Below are 23,878 nucleotides of genomic sequence, written 5' to 3' on the forward strand. Positions count from 1 at the left end.
GTGTCGCTTATCAGTGAGTAAGAGCTGCGTCATAGGTATTGACGGTATAGCCCCAGGTCGTGGCCGGAGAAATCCGCACCTGTTGCGCGGCACCGGCCTTTTTATTGTCGTTTGGGGTGACAGTCATCGTCTGGCCCGGCAATATGTAGCTGTTCAGCAGGGTCCATGACGTGTTGTCCGGCAGGGTTTGTACGCCCTGCCCCAGGCGAACCACGTACGGTGACGGGTTGCTGACGGTGATACTGTTGCCACTCAACTTCCAGGTCAGGTGTTTCCACGGGGCAAGGTCTTTCTCCAGGCCCGCCGGACGAATAATCACCGGCAGGTTCTGGCGCACGGTCATGTGCACCTCGCTTGTGCCTTTTTTCTGCGGCGGTACGCCTTCAAAGATGACGCGTTTCAGGCGTTCCGTTTTCAGCGGCGTCTTGCTGGTCATGATAAAGCGCACCCGCTGGGTTTTGCCCGGTTCAACGCGCGCCGCTGGCGGCGTGACAGTCAGCAGGGTTTCATCGTCGTCCTTGATGTTTTCGAGGGTTGTGAGCAGCAGCACCGGGGAGGCATCCGTATTCTTGACGTTGATAGCACCTTCGCCATCATCCTGTTCGACAATCACGACAGATGTTTCCGGCACCATGCCGGTGGCCTGGCTATAGGTGGAGGACAGCAGCAGGGCCGCTGCACCGGTTTTCAGCAGGGAAGAGAGTGTCATGGTTTTTTCCTTTCGATTGCGCAGGGGATGTTGAAATAAATGGTCATGTATTCAATGGGTTGATACCACATCAAACGTAAGGCTCTGTCGCATTAGCGCAGTTCAGTCAGCAAAAGTGGCGTTGCCGGCTGTTTAGGCAGCCAGCAGATAGAATTGTTCCGCAGGTGACAATCCCTCACTTTGCGAATGTTGATATTGCCCTTTTAGTATCATGTGGCTCAGTTCGGTGCCGGTCATGAGCGTCTGTGCCCGTCGAAACGATTTGAATCCCAGCATCAGCCGTATGCGTCGTTTGATATTCCGATGGTCCTGCTCTATCAGGTTGTTCAGGTATTTACTCTGCCTGACGGTAATCGCTTCCTCATCAGGCTCGCCGTGATGACGAATGGCCTTGCGAAAGAAGCGCAATGCCGCTGCAGCGTCCCGTTTGGCCGTCAGCAGGAAGTCGATGGTCTGGCCTGCAGTATCGACTGCGCGGTACAGGTATTTCCACTGACCTTTGACTTTGATGTAGGTTTCGTCCATGCGCCACCGACGACCTACTGAGCGTTTATGCCGGTGAAACGCCTTATCCAGCAAGGGCACCCGACGGATGACACAACGGTGCAGCGTGGAGTGGTCAACGATAATACCGAGCTCTGCCATCATCTCCTCGAGATTACGCAGGCTGAGGGCGTAAGCCAGATACCAGCGAACACACTGAGCGATAACATCAGTGGGGTAATGCAGGCTTTTAAAGGCTTTTCTGATTAGAGCCATGGGTAGGCAACATCGTAAAAAAACAGCATGTTACCTGACGCCGCCTTAATGCGACAGAACCCCTTTATTTTTCAATAGTGCCAGGCACAATGCCTGGCACGGCGTGACGATTACAGATAAACAATTTCGATGGTGGTCAAACCATCCAGCGCGATGGGTTTGGTCAGGTCGAGCTCAGAGGCTTTGTTGATATAAGCCTGCACACCCAGTTTACCGGTCAGTGTGGTAAAAGCGATTGGGGTGGTTGTCCCAGGGGCGGCCCAACTAGCGCCCCGTGTGGCCGTGCTGAAAATGCTGCCAGTGGAAGTAACCACCCATGCAGAGGTAGGTGAAGGTCTGTAGATAGACACTACAGGGGCAGAGTCAGCGGTGTAAGTACCTGGCACAAAGCGCATGCCGTAGCCGCCAATTTTATTGTTGTCATGCAATCCGAGACCTGCAACATAATTACTGTTTGTACCAAAAATAGTCACAGAAGTGACAGGCTGCCCGCCGTTGGCTGTATCAGCGGCGGCATCAGGCAGTGTTCCCACACGGTAATTAATTACTTGAACAGCTACTTTGGCCGGTGCATCACAGTTGATAGTGAAATCCAGTTGTTTCTCAGCCAGCGTGGTGTAGGCATCTTTAGCCAACGTATTAGGATGGATGGCGCCATAATCGATGGTACCGCCACCAGTCAGTACCGGGGTACAGGCGGTCGGGGTGATGGTACCGATCACACGAACATCAACGCTTTCTGCAAAAGCCGGCAGAGAGGTGGTGGCCAGTACGGCCAGGGCACAAACGGTTTTCTGGATATTGTTTAACATATTTATTGATTACCTTTTCAAGGTGAGTAAAAGCGGCTCTGTCGCATTAGCGTAGAGAAGTTAGCAAAAGTGGCGCTGCCGGTTATTTAGGCAGCCAGCAGGGTTCTGTCGCATTAAGGCGGCGTCAGGTAACATGCTGTTTTTTTACGATGTTGCCTACCCATGGCTCTAATCAGAAAAGCCTTTAAAAGCCTGCATTACCCCACTGATGTTATCGCTCAGTGTGTTCGCTGGTATCTGGCTTACGCCCTCAGCCTGCGTAATCTCGAGGAGATGATGGCAGAGCTCGGTATTATCGTTGACCACTCCACGCTGCACCGTTGTGTCATCCGTCGGGTGCCCTTGCTGGATAAGGCGTTTCACCGGCATAAACGCTCAGTAGGTCGTCGGTGGCGCATGGACGAAACCTACATCAAAGTCAAAGGTCAGTGGAAATACCTGTACCGCGCAGTCGATACTGCAGGCCAGACCATCGACTTCCTGCTGACGGCCAAACGGGACGCTGCAGCGGCATTGCGCTTCTTTCGCAAGGCCATTCGTCATCACGGCGAGCCTGATGAGGAAGCGATTACCGTCAGGCAGAGTAAATACCTGAACAACCTGATAGAGCAGGACCATCGGAATATCAAACGACGCATACGGCTGATGCTGGGATTCAAATCGTTTCGACGGGCACAGACGCTCATGACCGGCACCGAACTGAGCCACATGATACTAAAAGGGCAATATCAACATTCGCAAAGTGAGGGATTGTCACCTGCGGAACAATTCTATCTGCTGGCTGCCTAAACAGCCGGCAACGCCACTTTTGCTGACTGAACTGCGCTAATGCGACAGAGCCAGTTAAATAACTCGGTACTGTTGTGTATTAATTCGATTGAGGTTGCCCACAAGAATTAATTATATATTTATCGCTGCTGGAAAATAAGACCAGTTGATGAGTACTTTTATCAATCTAATAAATGTAGAAACTCAAGGTGTGTACTTTGTAGCAAAACGATACTTTAAATATTTTTAATAGTAGGAGTAAAGCGGGTTTCTAATATTCACATTGCCCGTACTGTATATAAAGCATTTTAGAAACTTGAAATGTCCTTGTCGCTGTACTCTCTTGCTATTGATTGAAGTATACACGTTCGATTCCTCTAGTAAACGCAAATACTGCAGATCAATGGCCTGTGGATGGAATTGAATTTAAGTTTATTATTATGATATCAATCTAAATCCAGGTTTTTTAGATCAGTTATATAAAAAAATTAACCGTTAATATTGATTTGGATAATTTTAGCAGCTTATTGTTTTTTTAATTTAAAGAATCAAATGATTCCTTCCCATGCGAAAATGGGAATAATCATGTTATTTATGTAATTAAACCTACAAGTTAAAAATAAAAATCCTACGTTATTGTAGGAATATGATTATTTATTGGTCTTTTTTAGTATATTAACCTCACAGCAGCCTTACTTACTTCTCATTAAGTATGGCGTTGGTGCATGGATGGCTAAATTGGTATCATTAGAGGGTTCTGTCGCATTAAGGCGTGGTCAGGTAACATGCTGTTTTTTTACGATGTTGCCTGCCCATGTCTCTGATCCGAAATGCCTTTAAAAGCCTGCATTATCCCACTGATATCAACGCGCAATGTGTTTGTTGGTATCTGGCTTACGCCCTCAGCCTGCGCAATTTGGAAGAGATGATGGCAGAGCGCGGTATTATCGTTGACCACTCCACGCTGCACCGTTGGGTCATCCGCCGGGTGCCCTTGCTGGATAAGGCGTTTCGCCGGCATAAACGCTCAGTAGGTCGTCGGTGGCGCATGGACAAAACTGACATCAAAGTCAAAGGTCAGTGGAAATATCTCTACCGGGCTGTTGATTCGTCAGGCCAGACCCTCGACTTCCTGCTGACCGCCAAACGGGATGCTGCAACGGTATTACTCTTCTTTCGCAAAGCCACTCGACACCACGATGAACCTGAGACAGTGAACCTTGATAAAAGTGGCGCCAACACCGCAGCTTTAGCCACGCTCAACGCTGAAAAACCTGATGAGGAAGCGATTACCGTCAGGCAGAGTAAATACCTGAACAACCTGATAGAGCAGGACCATCGGAATATCAAACGACGCATACGGCTGATGCTGGGATTTAAATCATTTCGGCGTGCGCAGACGCTCCTGGCTGGCATCGAACTGAGCCACATGATACGAAAAGGGCAACTTCAGCATCCCGTCGAAGAACATTTATCACCAGCAGAACAATTTTATTGGTTGGCTGCCTAAAAAAACGGCATCGCTACTTTTGCTGACTTGCCTACGCTAATGCGACACAGAACCTTAAACCTTATTTATAAAAAAACAATAATGGTCCTATCATCTAAAATAATCATGATGCTTAGTGCGTATATCTATATATCAGTAATTTCACGATCTATCGGTCTATATAAAGACTGTTTTATGGTGTTTAATTCTACGAATACTGTTTGTATTGGTATTTAGATCTGCATTTTGTTTGGTTGACAGGATAAAAGGCTGTAATGTATAGTTTCTTCGGCGTTTGAGTTCGAGTAAAATCTAAATTTAAATTCTGCGTTTTCTAAGAAATATTTTCGTAGGTTGGAGTGTTTTATGGCGATTAATAAGATAAGCAAGTTAACTCATAAGAAGAATGAAATGAATTTGGCTCTCGGCACTTCATTTATTATTTTAGGCCTGCTGGGGATTGCCTTAGTCTTAATGTAATGAAACCAATTCCATTATTTTTTTCAATTAACCCTATTGGGTTGTGTCATTAAATAATGAGTTAAGTTGCCATTTATAATGTCAACGCCTTAAAAAATACCCAGGAAGAAAGGTAAGCGTAATGTTTATTCATCTATATGGCATGAAAGAGAATAAAAAAACAACAACAAAAAGACCCATTCTTTCAGGTCTATTACTGTTTCTGGGGTGTACGGCCCAATCATTCGCTGTACAACCTCCGGTTCCGGTGGAGAGCACGACTCAACCCTTTACCCTCAAGTTAGGGGCTACACGGGTGATTTATGACCCCACATCAGCGGGTGCCACATTGGTGGTCAGCAATCCGCAGGCCTATCCCATACTGGTTCGCTCCGCTGTGTTGGCGGAAGACAGGGTCGCATCAGCTCCTTTTATGGTCACGCCTCCGTTGTTTCGGCTGGAAGGACAGCAGCAGAGTCGCCTTCGGGTGGTCAAAGCTGGCGGTCAGCTGGCCAGTGACCGTGAGAGTTTGTACTGGCTGTGTGTGACGGGGGTTCCTCCTAAAGGTGATGAAGCGTGGGCTGAAGGACAGGATGGAAAACCGGCTCTTCCCCAAAAATCCGTGAATTTAAATATCCAGCTTAGTGTGCAAAGTTGCATCAAGTTGTTCGTTCGTCCCTCAGGATTGGGCCAGCCCTCTAATACCGCTTCCACGCTGACCTGGACCCGAAAAGGTGAACAGCTCGATGTCAATAATCCGACGCCGTTCTACATGAACCTGAAATCTGTCAGGGTGGGAGACAAGGCCGTTGAAAACATCACTCACGTACCGCCTTTCTCTTCACGACAGTTTACACTGCCTAAAGGGGGGGGCGGGCAGGTACAGTGGCAGGTCATTACTGACCTTGGCGGTGAAAGCCGTATTTTTAGCAGTACGTTGTCATGATTTTTATTGTAATGAAGGGTAAGTCTCCAACAATAAGCACAATGAAAAAAAATATTATGACCACATATTTGATGGCAGGATTGGTCTGTATTTCAGACGGCGCTGCGGCACGGACATATACCTTCGACTCTGCAATGTTGGGGGGCGATGCGAGCAGCGTTGACATCGAGTTATTTAACCAGGGTGGGCAGTTACCCGGAACTTATATAGTTGACATACTACTGAACGGTGAGCGTGTTGACTCGCGAGAAGTGACATTCGCGCAGGAGAACAATGCGCAGGGTGAACCAGTGCTTAACCCCTGTCTGGCAGTGGTGGCCTTATCCCGTTACGGTATCAGGGTTAACGATTATCCCGGTCTGTCACGTGACGGTGATGATTGCGCTGATTTGTCTGCCATTTCCCAGGCCAGTGCAGATTTTCAGTTTCATAACCAGCAACTGTTACTGAGCGTACCTCATGTGGCTATACGCCCAAAGATGCGCGGCATTGCTCCTGTCGAGTTATGGGATGACGGTGTGACTGCCGCACTGATGAATTACCGAGCCAATACCAACCGGACAGAGTATCTGGGTAACAGTAACAATCATACGGACTCGCAGTTTGTCCAACTGGAGCCGGGCATGAATCTGGGGGCGTGGCGCCTGCGTAATTCAACGACCTGGCAGAAGTCGGGGGACCAGTCGGGAAAGTGGCAGACCCCGTACACTTATGCTGAGCGGGGGTTATATCCCCTGAAGAGTCGCCTGACACTAGGGGAGCGTTATACCCCCTCCGATATTTTTGACACCGTTCCCTTTCGGGGAGCCATGCTCGGGTCAGATGATGAAATGGTGCCTTATCATGAGCGTGACTTTGGGCCGGTCGTTCGCGGAATAGCCCGCACACAGGCCCGTGTTGAAGTGAAGCAGAATGGATTTACTCTCTATAATGCGACGGTGGCTCCTGGGCCATTTGCGCTCACAGACCTGTCGACGGGGAGTTCGGGCGGAAATCTGGAGGTAACTGTCTGGGAAACGGACGGTAGCCCACAGATTTTTACGGTGGCCTATCAGACCCCCTCCATTGCTTTGCGGGAAGGGTATGTGAAATACAGCACGATGGCGGGGCAATACCGTTCAGCAGACACCTCGATAGAAGAGGCGGCAATCGGGCAGGCGACAGTGATGTACGGTCTTCCCTGGGGTCTGACCGCTTACGGTGGAGCTCAGGGCGCTAACCACTACCAGTCCGCTTCTTTGGGGTTGGGGGTGTCGATGGGGGAGTGGGGGGCGATTTCTGTCGATGGAACACATATGCAGGGTGAGCGTAACAAGTTGGAGCGTGAGCGTGGTGGTGCCTGGCGAACCCGTTACAGCAAGGTCGCAGAAGCCACGAATACCAGCGTGAGTGTGTCAAATACCTACTATACCTCATCTGGGTACCACACGTTGTCTGAAGTGCTGGATACGTACCGGGATGGGTGGAGTGACAGCGATATAAAGCTTCGTAAAACCCGTAACACGGTAACGTTGAGCCAGTCGTTTGGCGGCTGGGGCTATATCACTCTGAACGGAACCCGCGAGAGTTACTGGAACAGGGGCGGGCATGATGATTCCTTCGGTGCCAGTTATGGCGTCGGCTTGGGGGGAACGTCCTTGTCACTCAACTGGACGCAGAACAAACGAATTATTTATTCAGGCCAACAACAAAACGACCGTATTACCAGTGTGATGGTGAGCGTTCCGCTTGGGGGCACAGTGCGAGGCAACTACCAACTGGTGTCACCGTCATCCGGTGGGGACACACAGCAACTGGGGCTCAGTGGTCAGGCTTTAGACCGACAACTGAACTGGAATGTTAATCAGCGTTATCGCCCGGATGCCAACAGCGGTGACCGTAATAACAGTGCAATGCAACTGACCTGGTACGGCGGTTATGGACAGGTCGGGGGCAATTACAGTTACAGCCCAAATATCCGGCAAATGGGCGCGAATGTAGCAGGCGGTGTGGTGGTGCACCGGAACGGTGTGACACTCGGTCAGCCATTAAGTGACACCGTGGCACTGGTGGAGGCCCCTGGGGCGTCGGGTATTCCGGTTGGCGGATGGCCGGGGGTGAAAACTGATTTTCGGGGCTATACCACGCAGTCTTACCTGAGGGCGTATCAGGAAAACAACGTCAGTCTGGACCCATCCCGTTTGTCGTCGGAGGCAGATATCACCCAGACGGATGTTCGGGTGGTCCCGACAAAAGGAGCCGTTATTCCGGCAACATTCGCGACCCGTATTGGGGGGAGAGCCTTGATGGTGCTGACTCGCCCAGATGGTAGCACACTGCCATTTGGTGCCATGGTGACCCTGGAGGACGCCAAAAACCTAGGGGCTGCGGGCGTGGTGGATGATAAAGGGACGGTGTTTTTGACGGGATTGTCAGCTGAGGGTGAACTGGTGGTGAAATGGGGCCTGGGTCAACAGCAGCAGTGCCGTGTGAGTTATCGCCTGCCCAAAGACATCGGGCCTGCCGGTATATTTGAAATGAGCGGTGTATGCCATTGAGTCGAATTTTTTACGGGGTACCACGTCAAATGAAAGAGGCAATGATGGCAATAAAATATGCATCATGGCGGGGATGTGTGATGGTGGTGCTGTGGGCCGGACTTTCACTGGCGCAGGCGGCTGATACGGTACAGCTGACTCTGCGAATGGACAGTGTACAGGTTGCCGGCAGGGTTTTAGACAATAGCCGTATCGGGCAAGGACAGATTGTGTATGACGGTGAGCATGCGGGATTTCAGGTATGGAGTGACACCGCCCCGACCGGTGGTCAGCCGAACAGCTACGTGCTGACGGGACAGAGTCATGGCAATAATCAGTTGCGGGTGCGGATAGAGCAAGAGGGTTGGGTCGCGGACAGCGACGGTGGTAAGGGCATAAAGATACAGACCGGCGAGCGCAGTACGGGATTTGACCTGGTGATTGACGGTGACCAGACGGTGCTCGCCGACCGTTACACGCTGACGTTGCGGGGTGTCGGATTGCAGCCGTAAGCGTGTTGAATTAAACATACTGGTGCGGCCTGAATAAAAGAAAATATGGGCACGCAGCAGAGTGCATTATCTGAAAAGTATCTGGGGATATCCCGTGAGAAGATACCGTGAGTCAGACATAAATATAATTAGTGCATGAATTAACTCGTTTTATACAATGTGTTCGTCTGTATCTCGACGCAAATAATAAAAACATGAGTTGAAAATAACATGCTGCCGTTAATAAACTAGGCTCAATTATAATTTTTTATGCAACCCGATATTAATGGGGTTGATGTTACCGGTTAATATGATGCTGCCATGACCGAGCATATTGAATATATCTCAGTAATGAGTGCGCCGGAATTAAAAAATATAAGGTAGAAGATTAAATTCACTCGCTGATAGAGGCGTGACCTTTTTTATTATTCACTGGCCACCCTGTGAGGAATGAGTCAGGAGAGGTTTTATTTATTCAGATTGTCGGCGAGCTCAGCAGATGCCGGGAAAATATATTACTGCACTTAGACAATGGGTGCGGAATTGAGGTGTGTTAATGCGTGATATTAATTATCACGAATTGCACTGATGTTAAGAGAGTTAATTACAATACATGGAGTTTTAAATGAAGAATATGAAAAAGTTTACCCTGGCGGCGGTTGCTGCGTTAACACTGGTGTCACAGTACAGTACAGCAGCGACTGGGGATTTATTGACGGTGCCGGGGGCAAGCCAGCAAGTGTCGGCAGACTTAGTGTTCGCTGCGCCCGGAGTTTTGACAGCAACATTAACGCCGACGGGGGGGTTAAGCGCGGGCCAGGTTGCTAATGGTGCTGTGCTGGCTTCGGGGGCGGTCGACGCGAGTCTTTTAAGTGCCGCAAACCAAAGTGCAGTGAATGCGGAATGGTTGAACGGAACAATATATATGGGCATTAATTCTGCTCGAGTTATTCCTGGGAAAAATCCAGCTAACACGATACGAATCATGCTAGCTGATAACACTTATAGTGGCTTCCCCCCTTCGCCCATAAATTCGGGGGTAGATGTCGATATGAGTAATGGCACCGGGGATTTCTTTATTACCTCTATGGCACAAACGGTGGTAGCAGACACTTACACCGTAAATATTTTATTCACCGCTATCGAGCTCTGATCCGCTCAGGTTTATTTGGCTGTTTTATTTCCAGTAGTACTAATGAAAGCCCTATGATATAGGGCTTTTTATTTCAGACCTGCCAGTAGTGGACGATAATGTGCTATGAATACAGACATTAAATTCGGTCGGTAACAACATGATTATTTTTTATTTATAGGTAATGAAAAGGAGTTAATGTGTGAGTTATGTGATATTCAGCCGGTCTTGGCTAATTTCATTTTCTTTTGAAATTATTTTGTCTGAACAATTTAAATCCGCACCTCCACCCAAAAGTAAAGGGGGTAGAGTTTGTCCTTCTATAAGTGCCCTCATGAAGGCAATAGGTAAAAAAACAAAGTTGTTACTGTTAGATATTACGGAGTTAGACCATGCTGATACGAGGTTTTTACTCAATACAGTAAAATCAAAACACTCGATCAATATTATTTTGTTCTGTGATGAATATACTGACATGTGCCATTTCCCCCATCTGTATAACGCTGCCCTTTGTTGGAGTAGCAGTCTTGTCAATATCCGAGAAACGATTAATTCAGTGCGTGTCAATGGTAATTCGGGGGATATTATTAATATTGATGGGGGGGAGTTGCGCAAATCAGTCCTGACCCGAAGAGAGCAGGAAGTATTAGGTCACATTCGTTCAGGCTTAAACAACAGCCAGATATCGGACATTTTGTCGCTCAACTATAAGACTGTCAGTGCTCACCGACGCAGTATATGCGTTAAATATGGTGTTAACAATCTGGATGTTTATTATTCAAAACAGAAGAAAAAAATATCGTTAGTTAGCCGCACGGTTACATAAAAATATGCGTAGGCGGGCAGTATTGAATGACAAGAAAGGAAATGCCTTGTTTCGTATCTACTGCATTATTTCCGCACCACAAAATGTGGTTTGAGTCACATCATTGTTATATTGAACTTCAGTCATGATAAGTGACCTTGAAATGCGCATGTCAGTCATCACAGGGGATGCTTAGTACGAAACGTATTGGCTTGAATACGGGCTTAGCAGGGCGTTTTTGCATGATTAATTTCCAACGGACGCGACGTTGGCACGTTGTATGAAAACACGCGTTATCATCGTCGTTTTTGACGAGTCGCTGGCCTACAGATACAGAATAAGCTCAGCCAGGAAGGCTTATAACCCCTTATGTGTTGCTGAGCTTAGCGTGACAAAGAAGGGATCTGTCTAGGTGGAACACTTAAATTTGAGTGTGGCCAAGAATTTGGCAGGGGCATGAATAAAAATCGAAAAGGAGACGGTATGAACACCCCATTGACTGATCGTGTGCTGATTGCCTTACTGGGGATGTGTGACAGTGATAATGATATACTTCCTCCCCAGGAGCAGTGGCCAAAAACCCGAGATATTGCGGAATGCTGTGAGATGAGTATTTATAGTGTCCGGCATCATTTAATTCACCTCGTTAGAATGCAAAAAGCGCATGTTTCATCAAGTCCAATCAATAACAGTTTGAGATGGTATATTGTGAAGTGTAGTGGCATAGTGAATTTGGCCACCTGACTAGAGGTGTTATTCTTGCCTCAATAACTTTACAGGTGATCCATGACCAAATATTTTACGGCTGAATTTAAACTCGAAGCAGCAAAGCTGGTTGTTGACCAGAAATACTCTCATTCGGAGGCGCTAAAGCCATGAATGTCAGTCTTTCGCCCTTAGCCGATGGGTGGGTAAGCTCAGATTGGAATGTCAGGTTAAAACCCCCGCTGGGCTTCCACTGACGCCTGAACAAATAGAACTTCGGGAAATGAAGAAAAAGATTCAACGTCTTGAAATGGAGAACGAAATTCTAAAAAAGGCCACCGCTCTCTTGATGTCGGACTCGTTGAACAGTTTGCGATAGTCGATAAATTGAGCGCGCTTTATTCGGTAAAAGCACTGTGTAAGGCTTTTGATGTTCAGCGTAGCAGCTATCGCTACTGGCATAACAGAGAACGCGTCCCAGATGTCGAGCGCACAATTGCCTGGTTAGCGAAGTCTGGCAGGCCAGCGGCGGGTCAGCCGGTGCCCGAAATATCGCCATAATGGTGACGAATAAGGGCGTAAAACTGGGGCGTTGGCTTGCCGGAAAATTGATGGCAGAGCTGAACATGACAAGTTGCCAGCGTCCCACACACAAATATAAACGGGGTGGGCGGGAGCATGTTGATATATCGAATCTATTGGAGCGGCAGTTTGCAGTAACCCAACCGAATGAGGTTTGGTGTGGCGATGTGACCTATATCTGGACAGGTAAGCGCTGGGCTTATCTGGCTGTGGTGTTAGATCTGTTTGCCCGCAAGCCCATAGGCTGGGCGATGTCATTTTCACCTGACTCAGCGCTAACGGGTAAAGCGTTACAGATGGCATGGGAACTCAGGGGGCGCCCAGGCGGAGTGATGTTCCACAGCGATCAGGGCAGTCATTACAGCAGTAAAAAATACCGTCAGTTGCTGTGGCGTTACCGGATAAAACAGAGCCTAAACTGGCGTGGAAACTGTTGGGACAACGCGCCGATGGAGCGATTCTTCAGAAGTCTGAAATCCGAATGGGTACCGACGACAGGTTACCAGAGCTTGGGGGAGGGCAGAAATGGCATCACCCGATATATAACGGGTTACTACAGCGAACTTCGCCCGCACTGGTACAACGGAGGCTTAACGCCCAATGAATCCGAACGGCTGTTCTATGAACAGTCTACTACCGTTGCCAATTTTAGTTGACCACTACAGTATCAGGAAGCGTTGCAAGCAAAAGACATAAAGCAAAGCATGTCGCGTAAAGGGAACTGCCTGGATAACGCTGTGATAGAAAATTTTTTTGGTCTGTTAAAGACAGAATGCTGGTATCACGAAGAGTATGAAAACACGGAACATCTGAGAGATGCAGTGGAAGAATACATCCACTACTACAACAACGAGCGAATCAAAGGGAAACTGAACGACCTGAGTCCGGTACAATATCGAACTCAGGCCATGCCATCCGCCAGTTAAAGCAAAGTGTCCAATATATGGGGTTCACTTCATACGGGCGGTTTCTATTTGGCAGGATCAGGCGTGGGAGATACGCCGCCCCAACATTTCCATGATAGGACGCATTGGGGGTCGCTTATGTTTTTGAAGCGCTTCTCGCGCTTCCCAACGGTCATGAGCGGCTTGGAGGTTCAACCAAAATTCGGGCGTCGTCTCAAACAACTCAGAAAACAGCGTCGCTTCTTCTACAGTCAGACGACGACGGCCTTTGCACAAACGGTTAACCGTTGCGCGAGTCACGCCCATAATATCGGCCAGTTCTTCCTGCCCAATGGCTAATGGGGTTAAAAATTCTTCCTGCAAAATTTCGCCTACCGTAGTAGGTTCGCGAGTAGTGGTATCAAGCATAAATCCCCCTGCTAGGTGTCTTGATGAGGATCGAGGTAGATGCTTTCAGCATATCCGTCTTTCCATTGAAACATTAACCGCCATTGAATATTGACTCTCATACTTGACCAGCCATCAAACTGCCCTGAGAGACGCTTGTAGTAATTACTGGTTGGAATAAACAAATCTCGCTCATTATGTGCGGCGGCCAACATATCAAGCTTCTTCGCTAACTGGCGCTCTATTGTTGCCGGTATCGCGCGATCTCGTTTACTTTCCATGTAGAACAGTTCTAGGTATTTATCCCGAAAAGACTTAATCATTGTCTGTTCCGTCATTCCATTCCGTACATGCATTGTATCACTAAAAGTTACACAATGTAAAATATAAAGTTACCGTTATCAATTACTCTAAATACAAAGTGATATATGACTTCTATATATCACTTTGTATTTAAAGTATTAAGCGGCTTGTAGGCGGGAGAATATCGTCATCATCCGCTCAACGGCTTCAGCGTGTTTTAACTTCTCTTCCCACCCTCCCAGATACCAAAAAGGTGTATGGAAAGTTCTATTCACTGTCAGTGTGAGTGTATTACCGGTAATAACCTGGGCAGGGATACCCAACAACGATAATTGGATGTAACACATATCAGCAACCATGCCATCAATGTCTGTACAAACCGGCGTTGTTGAATAAATCGAACTTTTGGCCGTAGTTAGGATCAGATCACCACACTCCTGATCCTGCAGCGATATCACGTGGCAAAACAAAAGTTCAAAATCACCAACTGGGCCACCTACAACAAGGCGCTTGTCAATCGGGGCTCACTGACATTCTGGCTTGATGAGTCGGCCATTCAGGCATGGTATGACGAGCCCAACACGTCTTTACGCGGTCGTCCGCAACGTTATTCTGAGCTGGCCATTTCAACCGTTCTGATGCTCAAACGCGTTTTTCGCCTCACACTTCGCGCTGCGCAGGGATTCATTGACTCCATCTTTACCCTAATGAAGCTCCCGCTCCGTTGCCCGGATTATTCCTGCGTCAGCAGGCGGGCTAAATCCGTCAGCATCCCTTTCAAAAACCCAACACGCGGTGAAATTGCCCATCTGGTTATCGATTCCACCGGCTTAAAAGTCTTCGGTGAGGGTGAGTGGAAGGTGAAAAAACACGGCCAGGAAAAGCGCCGCGTCTGGCGGAAACTGCACCTGGCGGTGGATGCTGATACGCATGAGATTATCTGCGCTGACCTGTCCCTAAACAACGTGACTGATGCAGAGGCATTCCCGGGGCTTATCCGTCAGACGCACAGGAAAATCAGGGCTGCCTGTGCCGACGGGGCTTATGACACAAAGCGGTGCCACGACGAGTTGCGGCGCAAGAAAATTAAGGCGCTTATCCCGCCGCGAACGCGCGCCGGCTACTGGCCGGTGGAGTATGCCGACAGAAATCAGGCGGTGGCGAGGCAACGGCTTACTGGGAGCAATGCGTACTGGAAATGGCACACGGCTTATAACCGGCGTTCAGTGGCCGAAACGGCGATGTACCGCGTAAAACAGCTGTTTGGTGGGCATCTTACGTTGAGGGATTACGATGCGCAGGTTGGAGAAACTATGGCCATGATCCGTGCCTTAAACAAAATGACGCGTGCAGGGATGCCAGAAAGTGTGCGGATTGCCTGAGGAAGTCAGTGACGAGAGGCGCTTTTATCTAAATCCGAATTATTCAACAAAGCCCCGATTCAAACGTAATACTCGCGTTCAATGAAAGTGCCAATGATTTTGAATGGTTCTGTCGCATTAACATAGGCAAGTCAGCAAAAGTGGCGTTGCCTTTTTTTTAGGCAGCCAATAAAATTGTTCTGCTGGTGATAAATGTTCTTCGGCGGGATGCTGAAGTTGCCCTTTACGTATCATCTGTAACAACTCGATGCCTGCTAACAGCGTCTGCGCACGCCGAAATGATTTAAATCCCAGCACCAGTCGTTTGATATTCCGATGGTCCTGCTCTATCAGGTTGTTCAGGTATTTACTCTGCCTGACGGTAATCGCTTCCTCATCAGGTTTTTTACCGTTGAGCGTGGCTAAAGCTGCGGTGTTGGCACCACTTTTATCTCAGGTTCGCCGTGATGACTAATGGCCTTGCGAAAGAAGCGCAATGCGGCTGCAGCGTCCCGTTTGGCCGTCAGCAGGAAGTCGATGGTATGGCCTGCAGTATCGACCGCCCGGTACAAATATTTCCACTGACCTTTGATTTTTATGTAGGTTTCATCCATGCGCCACCGACGACCTACTGAGCGTTTATGCCGGCGAAATGCCTTATCCAGCAAGGGTACCCGACGGATGACCCAGCGGTGAAGCGTGGAATGGTCAACGGTAATATCCCGTTTTGCCATCATCCCCTCGAGATTACGCAGGCTCAGGGCGTAAGCCAGATACAAACGAACACATTGCGCGATAACATCGACGGGATAATGCAGGCGTTTAAAGGCATTTCGGATCAGAGACATGGGCAGGCAACATCGTAAAAAAAAACAGCATGTTACCTGACCACGCCTTAATGCGACAGAACCCTAATTGGAGGCATTACCAAAAAACTTAATTTAGCAGTCAATAGTTAATTTAAGAATAGGAGATAGTCCATTACTTTTTAGGAAAAATCTTCTTTTTTAGAGTTGTTGTAATTCTATTTTTTTTAAAAGATGGAATTAATACTAGCAAGAAATAAACCTCAAAAAACCTCGTTGTGCCGGTTCTGTCTCATCAAGACGTCTTCAGGTAACATGCTTTTTTTTGTGATGTTATACGGCTATGTGTTTGATCTGAAATGCCTTCCGTCGCCTACATTGGCCGGCATTGAGTTAGTACATATGATACGCAAAGGACAAATTCAGCATCCCGCCTGGGAGCATTTATCACCGGTTGAACATTTTTATCTGTCGCCAGCCTAAAGATCAGGCAGAAGCTTGGTATTATGATCAGCCTCTGGGCAGAGTGAGTCTGTTTAACTCTATTTTCAGTCTCTAAGGCTTTTAACCTGCGAGAAAGCTCAGCCTTAATATTTATTTGCAATAACACCCTATTACGTATGTTCGATGAATGAAGAGTGGCACCGAAGTGCCACTCTTCAACTTACTTTACTCTTATTAGAAGCTGTATTTCACCCCTAACATCACTGCGGTATCGCTGTAACCTTTGTCGCCCAATTGCTGGCCAACGTTACCCCAGACATTCAGTTGCTTGTTCACTTGCCCCTCAACACCCACTTTCAGTTCACCGATATTCTTCGCGCCAGCTTGTTTCACGTCAACGGCGTTCATATTGGTGCCAAAATCTTTGGTGTTGTGGATCCAGTTGGCTTCCACAAACGGTTGGAACTCGCGATCCTTGCCATTATCACTTTCGTGGTGGCCTTTCATATAAGAACGCAGCCCCAGACGGGTCTGGATATTACCGTCGCCTTGACCACTCACCTGAGTACCGTTTGCTTCACGGTGCTCGTCAGCTTTCACACCCATCCAGGTGATTTGGGCTTTCGGCTGGATAAAGTACGTTTCGTTTTTAGACTGATTTTCACCGATCTTAAAGGTGTAGCCGCTCTCGACCGACGCGGTGATCCCTTTCGATTTATACTCTTCCGTCGCCAGACCGTCGCCCTGCACGCTATTGTTAAACCAGCTGTACTGCGCCCAACCGTCAACATACAAGCCCGACTTGTCTTCGTCGTTGGCATACCAGGTGCTGTACACCCCGGCGGTGTATCCATCAACCGAACCACTCGACTTATAGCCCGATTTCGCGTGGGTGTCGCTCTTGCTATTACCGTAACCGGCCATTACACCCAGGTGTAAACGGTCCAGACCATCGTTGCTCCACTGGGCAATATCGCCACCCAATTGCATCACATAGCGGTTGCTTTGGGTTTTCAACTGACCACTGGTGTCACGTGAACGGTTATGTCCGCCTTCGTTACGCAGCCACATGCTGGTCACTTTCTGCTCGCCAGTCAGGGCGTCGATATACTGTGTTTCGCCCAAACGATCGTGCAGACGCGTCACAAACATAGTGTTGGCTGCGGCCAGGTTCGCGGTGTAGCTGCCGGCTTCAGGACGTTTAGTTTCCTCGCCTGGACTCGCCGGGTTTTCCGGGTCGACCGGGTTTTCTGGATCAACCGGTAAATTGCTCAAGCTGGTCAAATACCAATTACTGGCATTGGTTCCCACCCCCCGTACCAGAGAGTAATCATACGCGCCTGCCACAATACGGTCGCTGTTCACAAAATTACCGTCTGACTGGCCGTTCACCTGGATCAGTTCAATACCGTTCAGGGTCTTGGCACCCAGACCACCCGCATTGTCCACACTGACGTTAGTGGTGCCGCTGGTGTTACCGTTCACAATCATGCTGTCGGTGGCCGAGTTATCGTCACCCAGTGCGGTGTTGAAGTGCAGCAGACCGTTGTTGCCAATATAGTTACCGTTGACCACTAATTGGTTACCGGTGGTGCCGGAGCCGTCACTGGTTTTGTTACCGATAAATACCGTGCCGCTGTTGGTTAAGTCAGTGCCAACGGTAAAGATGTTACTGGCCGGCGCCAGACGGCCCATCGCCGGTACCACCGGTGCCGTTGGGTTGCCCACAAACAGCACGCCCTGGTTATCAACCGCGCCCGCTACGCCACCAAAACCGCCCATAAAGGCACCGCTGGCTATATTCACCTGCTGGCTTGCCAGCGTCATGGGGTCAGCACTGCTGCCTAACATCAGGCCACCCGCATTGATATCTGTCTGGCCGGTATAGGCCGCCGTTTGAGTCAATGACAGGGTACCGTCACCGTTTTTAGTCAGACTACCACTGCCGCTAATGCTGTTTGCCAGCAACCAGTTATTATCGCTATTGAGCACCAATGAACCGTCGTTAGTGACCGCTGCCGTCCCCAGATGTTCTGCCTGAGAAGCGGTTAACTGGCTGCCGTTCGTGATAGCAAACAGGCCGCTGAACAGGCGGTTATCACCGCTCAATGTGATATCGCTGTTATCTTCCAGCACCACACTGCCGGCATCACTGATAGCATTTGCTAACTGGCCCGCAGCCCCTTTCAGTGTCAGCAGACCGGCGTTAACGATATTGCCATCGCCCAGACCCGCTGCATTGTTCAGTAACGCTTGTGCGCCACTGGCAAGGGTGGTCACCGCGCTCAGGCCAGTATTGGCACGCTTAACGGTCAGCACATTGGCGGCAATTGTCAGCGCGCCACTGCCGGTCAGTTCACCCTCAGACACACCGCCCTGACTCAAGGTTAAGCTGCCACCATTGAGATCAACCGTTGAACCCGCAGTACTGTTCAGTTCGCCCACGGTTTGGCTGTGACCCTTCATGTCAAAGGCGGTATCTGCTGCCAGTGATAACAGCGAGGTATTCCCCAACACATTATTATTCAGCATCTGCAAGGTGCCGCTGCGTACATCGGTAGAACCGGTGTAATCATTGTCCAGATTGGACAGTGTTACCGTATTTTCTGCACCGGTATCAATCGCCAACTCACCACTGCCCGTCACTTTGGCACTCAAATCCGCCGACGGACCGGTTTTATTGGTGGCGTACAATGACAGCGCATCCGCGCCGCTGCCCAGCAGTTCAACTTCGGTCAGGCCGTAACCGATATACAAACCGTCGTTACCCGTACCGCTGCTCAGGCGATAATCGTAAGTGCCTTTGGCGACCGTGGTGCCATTCTGTGCAATATCGGCCGTGGTGGCATCGGTAATGACATTACCATCCTGGTCTTTCAGCACCAGATTGCCGCCATCGCCTTGCACGGCCACATCACTCACCGCCAGTTGCAGCACGGTGTTGGCATCATCCTGCTCCATGATGGGCAGCGCAGGATTGACCGGCGTCTGGCTGTTGTCGACGCTGTCGATGTCCACCACCACCGTCCCGGTGCCCAGCAGGTTCATCTCTTTGGTGGTATGGATAGTGCTTTTCGCCACCGTCTCACCCGGGGTGCCGGTGTCAAATTTCACCGTACCGCCGTCAAAGGCCAACCCACCGATAGTTTGCACACCGTCACCGACGGTGGTGATACTGTCCGCGCCCAGTTTCAGAGTGGCATTCACTAATGCTGCCGTGTTATCCGCCGCCAGCTCAAAGGTGGCGTGACCTAATGCCAGTACCCCGTTAAAGGCGTTCTGTGCCGCATTAGCCGTAAAATCAAAGGCATTACCGGCGGTATTAACGGCCATCGTGCCGAGGCCGTTCAACTTGCTGTTAAAGCTCACGGCATTCAGGTTATTAACCTGCAACAGACTGCCGTCACCCAGATTAAAACCGGTGTTGGCATTGTCATCCTGACTGTCACCCAACGCCAGCAGCACGTTGTCCAGTGTCAGCGTCGAGTTATTGATCAGATCGATATAATCCATATTACTGATGGCAGCAGCGTTACTCAGGGTATACGCCGAGTTATCAAAGCGCAGGGTATCCATGCCGGTACCGCCGTTCAGTGAGCTGAACACACCCGTATCAGTTAATATAAGATCTTTCAGAATAAACAGGTCGTCACCCGCGCCGGTGTTGAAATCATTGCCTTTACTGCCTTGCATCAGGGTCACGGTGTTGTTGCCCGCTAACAGATCCACCTTGCCAACAATTGTGCCACCCGTGGCGTTGGTAAATGCCACACCGTTACCGCTCGTGGTGATTACCGCTTGTTGTGCCTCGCTGTTGGCTTGAATGGTACCGCTGTTGACGAAGCTGTTAACAAAACCATTATCAATATCGACCACCGGGCTGCTCAGTGACTTAGATTTCAGGTTACCTGATTGTTCCACTTGTGCCGTGGTGCCGCCAACGATAAGCGCTGCACCGCCTGCGGCATCATTGACGTTTACGCTGGCACCGGTTTTCAGATCCTGGCTGGAGTTGGTGACAATCCCTTTGCCCGCGGCTGAATTGACGTTAATCACCAGATCGGCCGAGTCGGACATGTCCAGCGTATTATCGGTGATGGTGTCGCCTGTGTTGGCAAACAGAATACCGGTACCGCTGCCGTTGACATTGATCGTGCCAGAGTTGGTTGCCGCCATGGAGGCACCGGTACGAATACCTGCACCATTACCCACCGTCAGCGAGGTGTTTTTTAACTGAATGCCGGTAATTTCCGCTTTGTTTTCAATCGCATTACCTGTGCCGCCCGCGGTCATGGTAATGGTTGCGCCATCCACGGTCAGTGCTGTGGCACCGGTATCAAGCAGTACGCCATGGGCGGTGCCGCCCGCTTTGGTTTCACCGTTACCGGATAAGGTCAGGCTCGCACCCGCACCCAGCAGATAAGCGGCGGTGCCGTCGGTCGCGTTGACGGTACCGCTGTTATTCACGGTAGAGTTAGCGCCCTGAATATTGACCGCAGTCCCATTTACGGTGATGAGGTTTTGGTTGGTCAGAATCCCGCCGTCTACCAGCACGCCAGTACTGCCTGCTTGTGTAAAATCAATGGAGCCCTTGTGGATAAGCTCACCGCCATTACGGGCGATATAGCCATAGGCACCAGACGCGGTGTTACCGGTGGTCAATACCGCCGAACTGGTTAAGACAGATTTTCCGGTAGCACCGGTGGCAATACCATCCAGGCCGTAGTAGTTGCCATCGACGATCCCGGCAGTAGCCCCATCACCGCTCAATTCCAGACTGGCATCTGCCGTGATGGTGCCGGTGGCTCCTCCTTCAACTTTGACCCCAGTAGAGCCCTCGCCAGACAGGACCATATCTAACGCGCCGGAGTTAAATGTACTGCCAACACCGGTGACTTGAATAAGAGAAGAATCTTTACCGGTGGCATTCATGGTTGAGGCAGTGGTCCCGATAAAGCTGGCACCCTTATCAACGCGATACAGTGTAGAGCCTTCGGTTGAAACCGTTTCATCACCCGTGGCAATATTATTGACGCTAGAGCCCGTACCGTAAATCAGGTAGCCCACCTGTTTTTTACCTGAAACAAACTCAACCTGACCGGTACCGGAGACATTAATGGTACCTTTATCTTCAGCAACCACCCCAATAGCACCATCGCCCGCCAGCTTTACCTCACCAGAGAGATTAGCCACCGCGCCCGCACCAACCGCCTGAATACCGTAGTTCGCCAGATTAGTGGCAGCATCAAGCCCGTTATTTACATAAACGTTACCGGCGTTAGTGGCTGAACTGTTGGTCAGTACTTTGATACCGACGGTATTGATACCATTAATGATGATATCGCCATTATTGAAGATATTCGTGGCGTTAGCGCTGGACGAAATACCGATATTCTGCGCTGCATTTTGTCCTGGTGTTGCACCCGCACCGTTGAGCTCGAGGGTGCCGTTCTGATTCACCGCAACTCTCTCCCCCCGTGCATCAATAGCGATGGAGTTCTCAGTTTTGCTGCCAATCACGATTTTGCCGGTCGCATTATTGGTAAAGGTGGCGATATTGGCCAGATTAACCGTATCTTGCAGTAATTTGACGGCATAAGACTGAGTCTTAATGGCCAGATCAGTGACGATATCCGTCGCTGAACGCTGGGCTTGACGGCCAATGTAGATCGTACCGTTATTTTCAAAGGCAGCGCCTTTCTGAACACTCACCCCTTCGTTCAGATACCCGGTTGGAGGCGATTTATCGATAGTTGCAGCAATGTTAATTGCGCCGTTATTGACGAAGGTTGAGGTACCGTCAATGATAGCTACGCGGGTATAAACACTGGTCCCACGTGAAGCCGTGTTAATTACGCCGTTGTTAGTGACTGAGGAGGCCCCATTAGCCAAAATTGCAGTATGGCTGCCACTGGCGACATCCAGTGGTAACGTGGCACTCGGTATGGGTTTGAAATCCAGCATGTCAGGGTTAGTCCCCGCGTCCAGAACCCCAGTTGCTTCATTGATTACTGTACTGTCAGTGGCGAAAATAATATTGGTACCACGAACAGTGCCTGCGGCTGAACCTAATGTCCCGGCGTTATTCAGGGTCGCGCCATCGTTCAATCGCACCACGGAAATATCCGTATTGAACGCCTGAATATTGGCATCAGCACCTATATTCACAATAGCATGTTGACCATCACCATGAATAAAGGCAACACGGCTAGAATCGACCAGGTGATTTACGGCATCATTGGCATCAATACCCATATCAAGATAGATCGGGGTAACTTTAGGTGAGCTATTGCTGCCATTAGTGATATAAGCTCGCGCCAGTTCAGCCTGGTAGCCATTGCTGTCCAGTGCAATCGCACCACTTTTAATGCCCGCGATTAAATCATTGTTGTATTTTTGGAAATCAGCAAAATTTTGAACATTTTGGGCCCCTAGATAAGGGCTGGTGAATGCGCCGGTAAAGTCATCAAGTACAGCATTCGCCACCGCTGTACTACTATCGCGAATGTTATTGTTGTTATTACCCAGGTTGACTACAGTTTTGGCGTTATAATTTAAGACTGTATTCTGGGCCGATGTAGTAGATTCAACATAGAATCCTGAAGAGGTCGTTGTTGCCGCTTCACTTTTCAGGCTGCCTTTAAGAATGGCGTTAAAATAGTTATTGCTGTCATTAACCCAACCTGCGGCCGTGCTGCCGACAGCCACATTCAGATCGCTGCCATCCAACACATGGAATAAGTTGCGATTCACATACTGACCATTTTCACCAACCGCATAAGAAAAAGCCACCACAAAATCGGCAAGCGGTTTAATTGACATAGCAGTACTGCTATACACATTAATGGTAATTAATGCGCCAGTGCCTTTCGGGTCAAGGAAGGTTTCAGTTACCATTGAACCCAAGTTGAAAATATTTTTACTGAGCAGACTCTCAGCACCATTAAGGAATTTATCTGTCGGAATATCCCCTAACTTCATGTTTGTAAAACCATTGGCTCCGCGAGTAATGCTGCTAAAGCTCCCCAATAAAGTATTGTTGGCTCCACTAAACGTCTGCGTAAAATCAACTTCAGGTGTAAATCCGGGAACACTTACATCCGCAGCAAAAGCAGAGCTCGCCCCTAATGTAAACATCAAGGTGATGGCAATCTGGCTCAGGCGAGAAGGGGTCGTTAAACCTAAAGTTGTATCGACAGTTCCTGAGCAAAGTGACTTAGTTTTTTTTCCTGATTTAGAGATTTCAGATGCAACGTCATAGCGGCCTAAGGCACTATTCCAAATGACTTTAAATACTTTATTCATGGCGTAACTCTTATTATATTTAGGCATAACAATTGACCACGCCTATAAATAGTGCATGGTCAATTGTTAGGAAATATTAGAATATCCAATTACTGCTTTTAAACAATTCTGAAGATACTCAATAAATATAGATATTAATATAGGACAAATTGGTTAAGTTTGTAGGAGATTTCTCATAATATTGTTTTTTTTAA

Annotated in this window: 15 protein-coding genes and 4 pseudogenes; 11 read left to right on the forward strand and 8 right to left on the reverse strand. The window is 49.0% G+C overall.

The genetic code is table 11. From position 1 onward, the window contains the following. Positions 1-10 precede the first annotated feature (10 nt). The 3 genes from V2A84_RS00665 to V2A84_RS00675 form a co-directional block, all read right to left on the reverse strand. A complete protein-coding gene (locus tag V2A84_RS00665) occupies positions 11-709 on the reverse strand; it encodes a fimbria/pilus chaperone family protein (RefSeq protein ID WP_442848489.1) in 699 nt (232 codons plus the stop codon). 132 nt (positions 710-841) lie between these two features. Next, positions 842-1,468: an IS6 family transposase gene (locus tag V2A84_RS00670; protein WP_442821511.1), complete on the reverse strand. Its 627-nt coding sequence runs from the start codon at positions 1,466-1,468 to the stop codon at positions 842-844. A 110-nt stretch (positions 1,469-1,578) separates the two neighbouring features. Next, the gene (locus V2A84_RS00675) at positions 1,579-2,280 is read right to left on the reverse strand and encodes a DUF1120 domain-containing protein (RefSeq protein WP_442821512.1); all 702 of its coding nucleotides are present in this window, start codon (positions 2,278-2,280) and stop codon (positions 1,579-1,581) included. Between the two features lie 162 nt (positions 2,281-2,442). On the opposite strand from V2A84_RS00675, the gene V2A84_RS00680 reads away from it, so the two are divergent. The 9 genes and pseudogenes from V2A84_RS00680 to V2A84_RS00720 all read left to right on the forward strand — a co-directional run. After that, the gene (locus tag V2A84_RS00680) at positions 2,443-3,069 is read left to right on the forward strand and encodes an IS6 family transposase (protein WP_442821511.1); all 627 of its coding nucleotides are present in this window, start codon (positions 2,443-2,445) and stop codon (positions 3,067-3,069) included. A 793-nt stretch (positions 3,070-3,862) separates the two neighbouring features. Next, complete coding sequence (locus tag V2A84_RS00685) at positions 3,863-4,558, forward strand: IS6 family transposase (RefSeq protein ID WP_442848490.1); 696 nt, start codon at positions 3,863-3,865, stop codon at positions 4,556-4,558. Positions 4,559-5,138: 580 nt separating this feature from the next. After that, positions 5,139-5,942: a fimbria/pilus periplasmic chaperone gene (locus V2A84_RS00690; RefSeq protein WP_442821513.1), complete on the forward strand. Its 804-nt coding sequence runs from the start codon at positions 5,139-5,141 to the stop codon at positions 5,940-5,942. 56 nt (positions 5,943-5,998) lie between these two features. Continuing rightward, complete coding sequence (locus V2A84_RS00695; protein WP_442821514.1) at positions 5,999-8,479, forward strand: fimbrial biogenesis outer membrane usher protein; 2,481 nt, start codon at positions 5,999-6,001, stop codon at positions 8,477-8,479. Then, positions 8,470-8,970: an AfaD family invasin gene (gene afaD, locus V2A84_RS00700; protein ID WP_442821515.1), complete on the forward strand. Its 501-nt coding sequence runs from the start codon at positions 8,470-8,472 to the stop codon at positions 8,968-8,970. Before V2A84_RS00695 ends, afaD begins: the two co-directional genes overlap by 10 nt. Before the next feature lie 604 nt (positions 8,971-9,574). After that, positions 9,575-10,102 carry a hypothetical protein gene (locus tag V2A84_RS00705; protein ID WP_442848491.1) on the forward strand — a complete coding sequence of 176 codons (528 nt, stop codon included), beginning with the start codon at positions 9,575-9,577 and terminating at the stop codon, positions 10,100-10,102. 181 nt (positions 10,103-10,283) lie between these two features. Beyond that, on the forward strand, positions 10,284-10,907 hold the full coding sequence (locus tag V2A84_RS00710) for a response regulator transcription factor (protein ID WP_442821517.1): 624 nt from the start codon (positions 10,284-10,286) through the stop codon (positions 10,905-10,907). Positions 10,908-11,672: 765 nt separating this feature from the next. Beyond that, positions 11,673-12,829: pseudogene (locus V2A84_RS00715) on the forward strand (IS3 family transposase). 9 nt (positions 12,830-12,838) lie between these two features. Next, a pseudogene (locus V2A84_RS00720) lies at positions 12,839-13,099 on the forward strand (transposase); the annotation flags it as partial. A 57-nt stretch (positions 13,100-13,156) separates the two neighbouring features. On the opposite strand, the gene V2A84_RS00725 reads toward V2A84_RS00720, so the two are convergent. The 3 genes from V2A84_RS00725 to V2A84_RS00735 form a co-directional block, all read right to left on the reverse strand. Further along, positions 13,157-13,486, reverse strand: a complete 330-nt coding sequence (locus V2A84_RS00725) for a HigA family addiction module antitoxin (RefSeq protein WP_049615233.1) — start codon at positions 13,484-13,486, stop codon at positions 13,157-13,159. An 11-nt stretch (positions 13,487-13,497) separates the two neighbouring features. Next, on the reverse strand, positions 13,498-13,788 hold the full coding sequence (locus V2A84_RS00730; protein WP_442848492.1) for a type II toxin-antitoxin system RelE/ParE family toxin: 291 nt from the start codon (positions 13,786-13,788) through the stop codon (positions 13,498-13,500). A 138-nt stretch (positions 13,789-13,926) separates the two neighbouring features. Beyond that, the gene (locus tag V2A84_RS00735) at positions 13,927-14,115 is read right to left on the reverse strand and encodes a hypothetical protein (protein ID WP_442821519.1); all 189 of its coding nucleotides are present in this window, start codon (positions 14,113-14,115) and stop codon (positions 13,927-13,929) included. A gap of 111 nt (positions 14,116-14,226) precedes the next feature. Here V2A84_RS00735 and V2A84_RS00740 point away from each other — a divergent pair, with 111 nt between their 5' ends. Then, complete coding sequence (locus V2A84_RS00740) at positions 14,227-15,150, forward strand: IS5 family transposase (RefSeq protein WP_226717630.1); 924 nt, start codon at positions 14,227-14,229, stop codon at positions 15,148-15,150. 117 nt (positions 15,151-15,267) lie between these two features. On the opposite strand, the pseudogene V2A84_RS00745 reads toward V2A84_RS00740, so the two are convergent. Next, positions 15,268-15,977, reverse strand: a pseudogene (locus tag V2A84_RS00745) (IS6 family transposase). A gap of 336 nt (positions 15,978-16,313) precedes the next feature. Between V2A84_RS00745 and V2A84_RS00750 the strand changes: the two are divergent. Then, positions 16,314-16,418, forward strand: a pseudogene (locus V2A84_RS00750) (IS6 family transposase); the annotation flags it as partial. Positions 16,419-16,613: 195 nt separating this feature from the next. On the opposite strand, the gene V2A84_RS00755 reads toward V2A84_RS00750, so the two are convergent. Next, positions 16,614-23,684 (reverse strand): autotransporter outer membrane beta-barrel domain-containing protein, encoded by a 7,071-nt coding sequence (locus tag V2A84_RS00755; protein ID WP_442821520.1) that lies wholly within the window; start codon positions 23,682-23,684, stop codon positions 16,614-16,616. Positions 23,685-23,878: the final 194 nt, after the last annotated feature.

The sequence above is a fragment of the Yersinia sp. 2553 StPb PI genome, from assembly GCF_052217105.1.
Taxonomy (GTDB): domain Bacteria; phylum Pseudomonadota; class Gammaproteobacteria; order Enterobacterales; family Enterobacteriaceae; genus Yersinia; species Yersinia enterocolitica_E.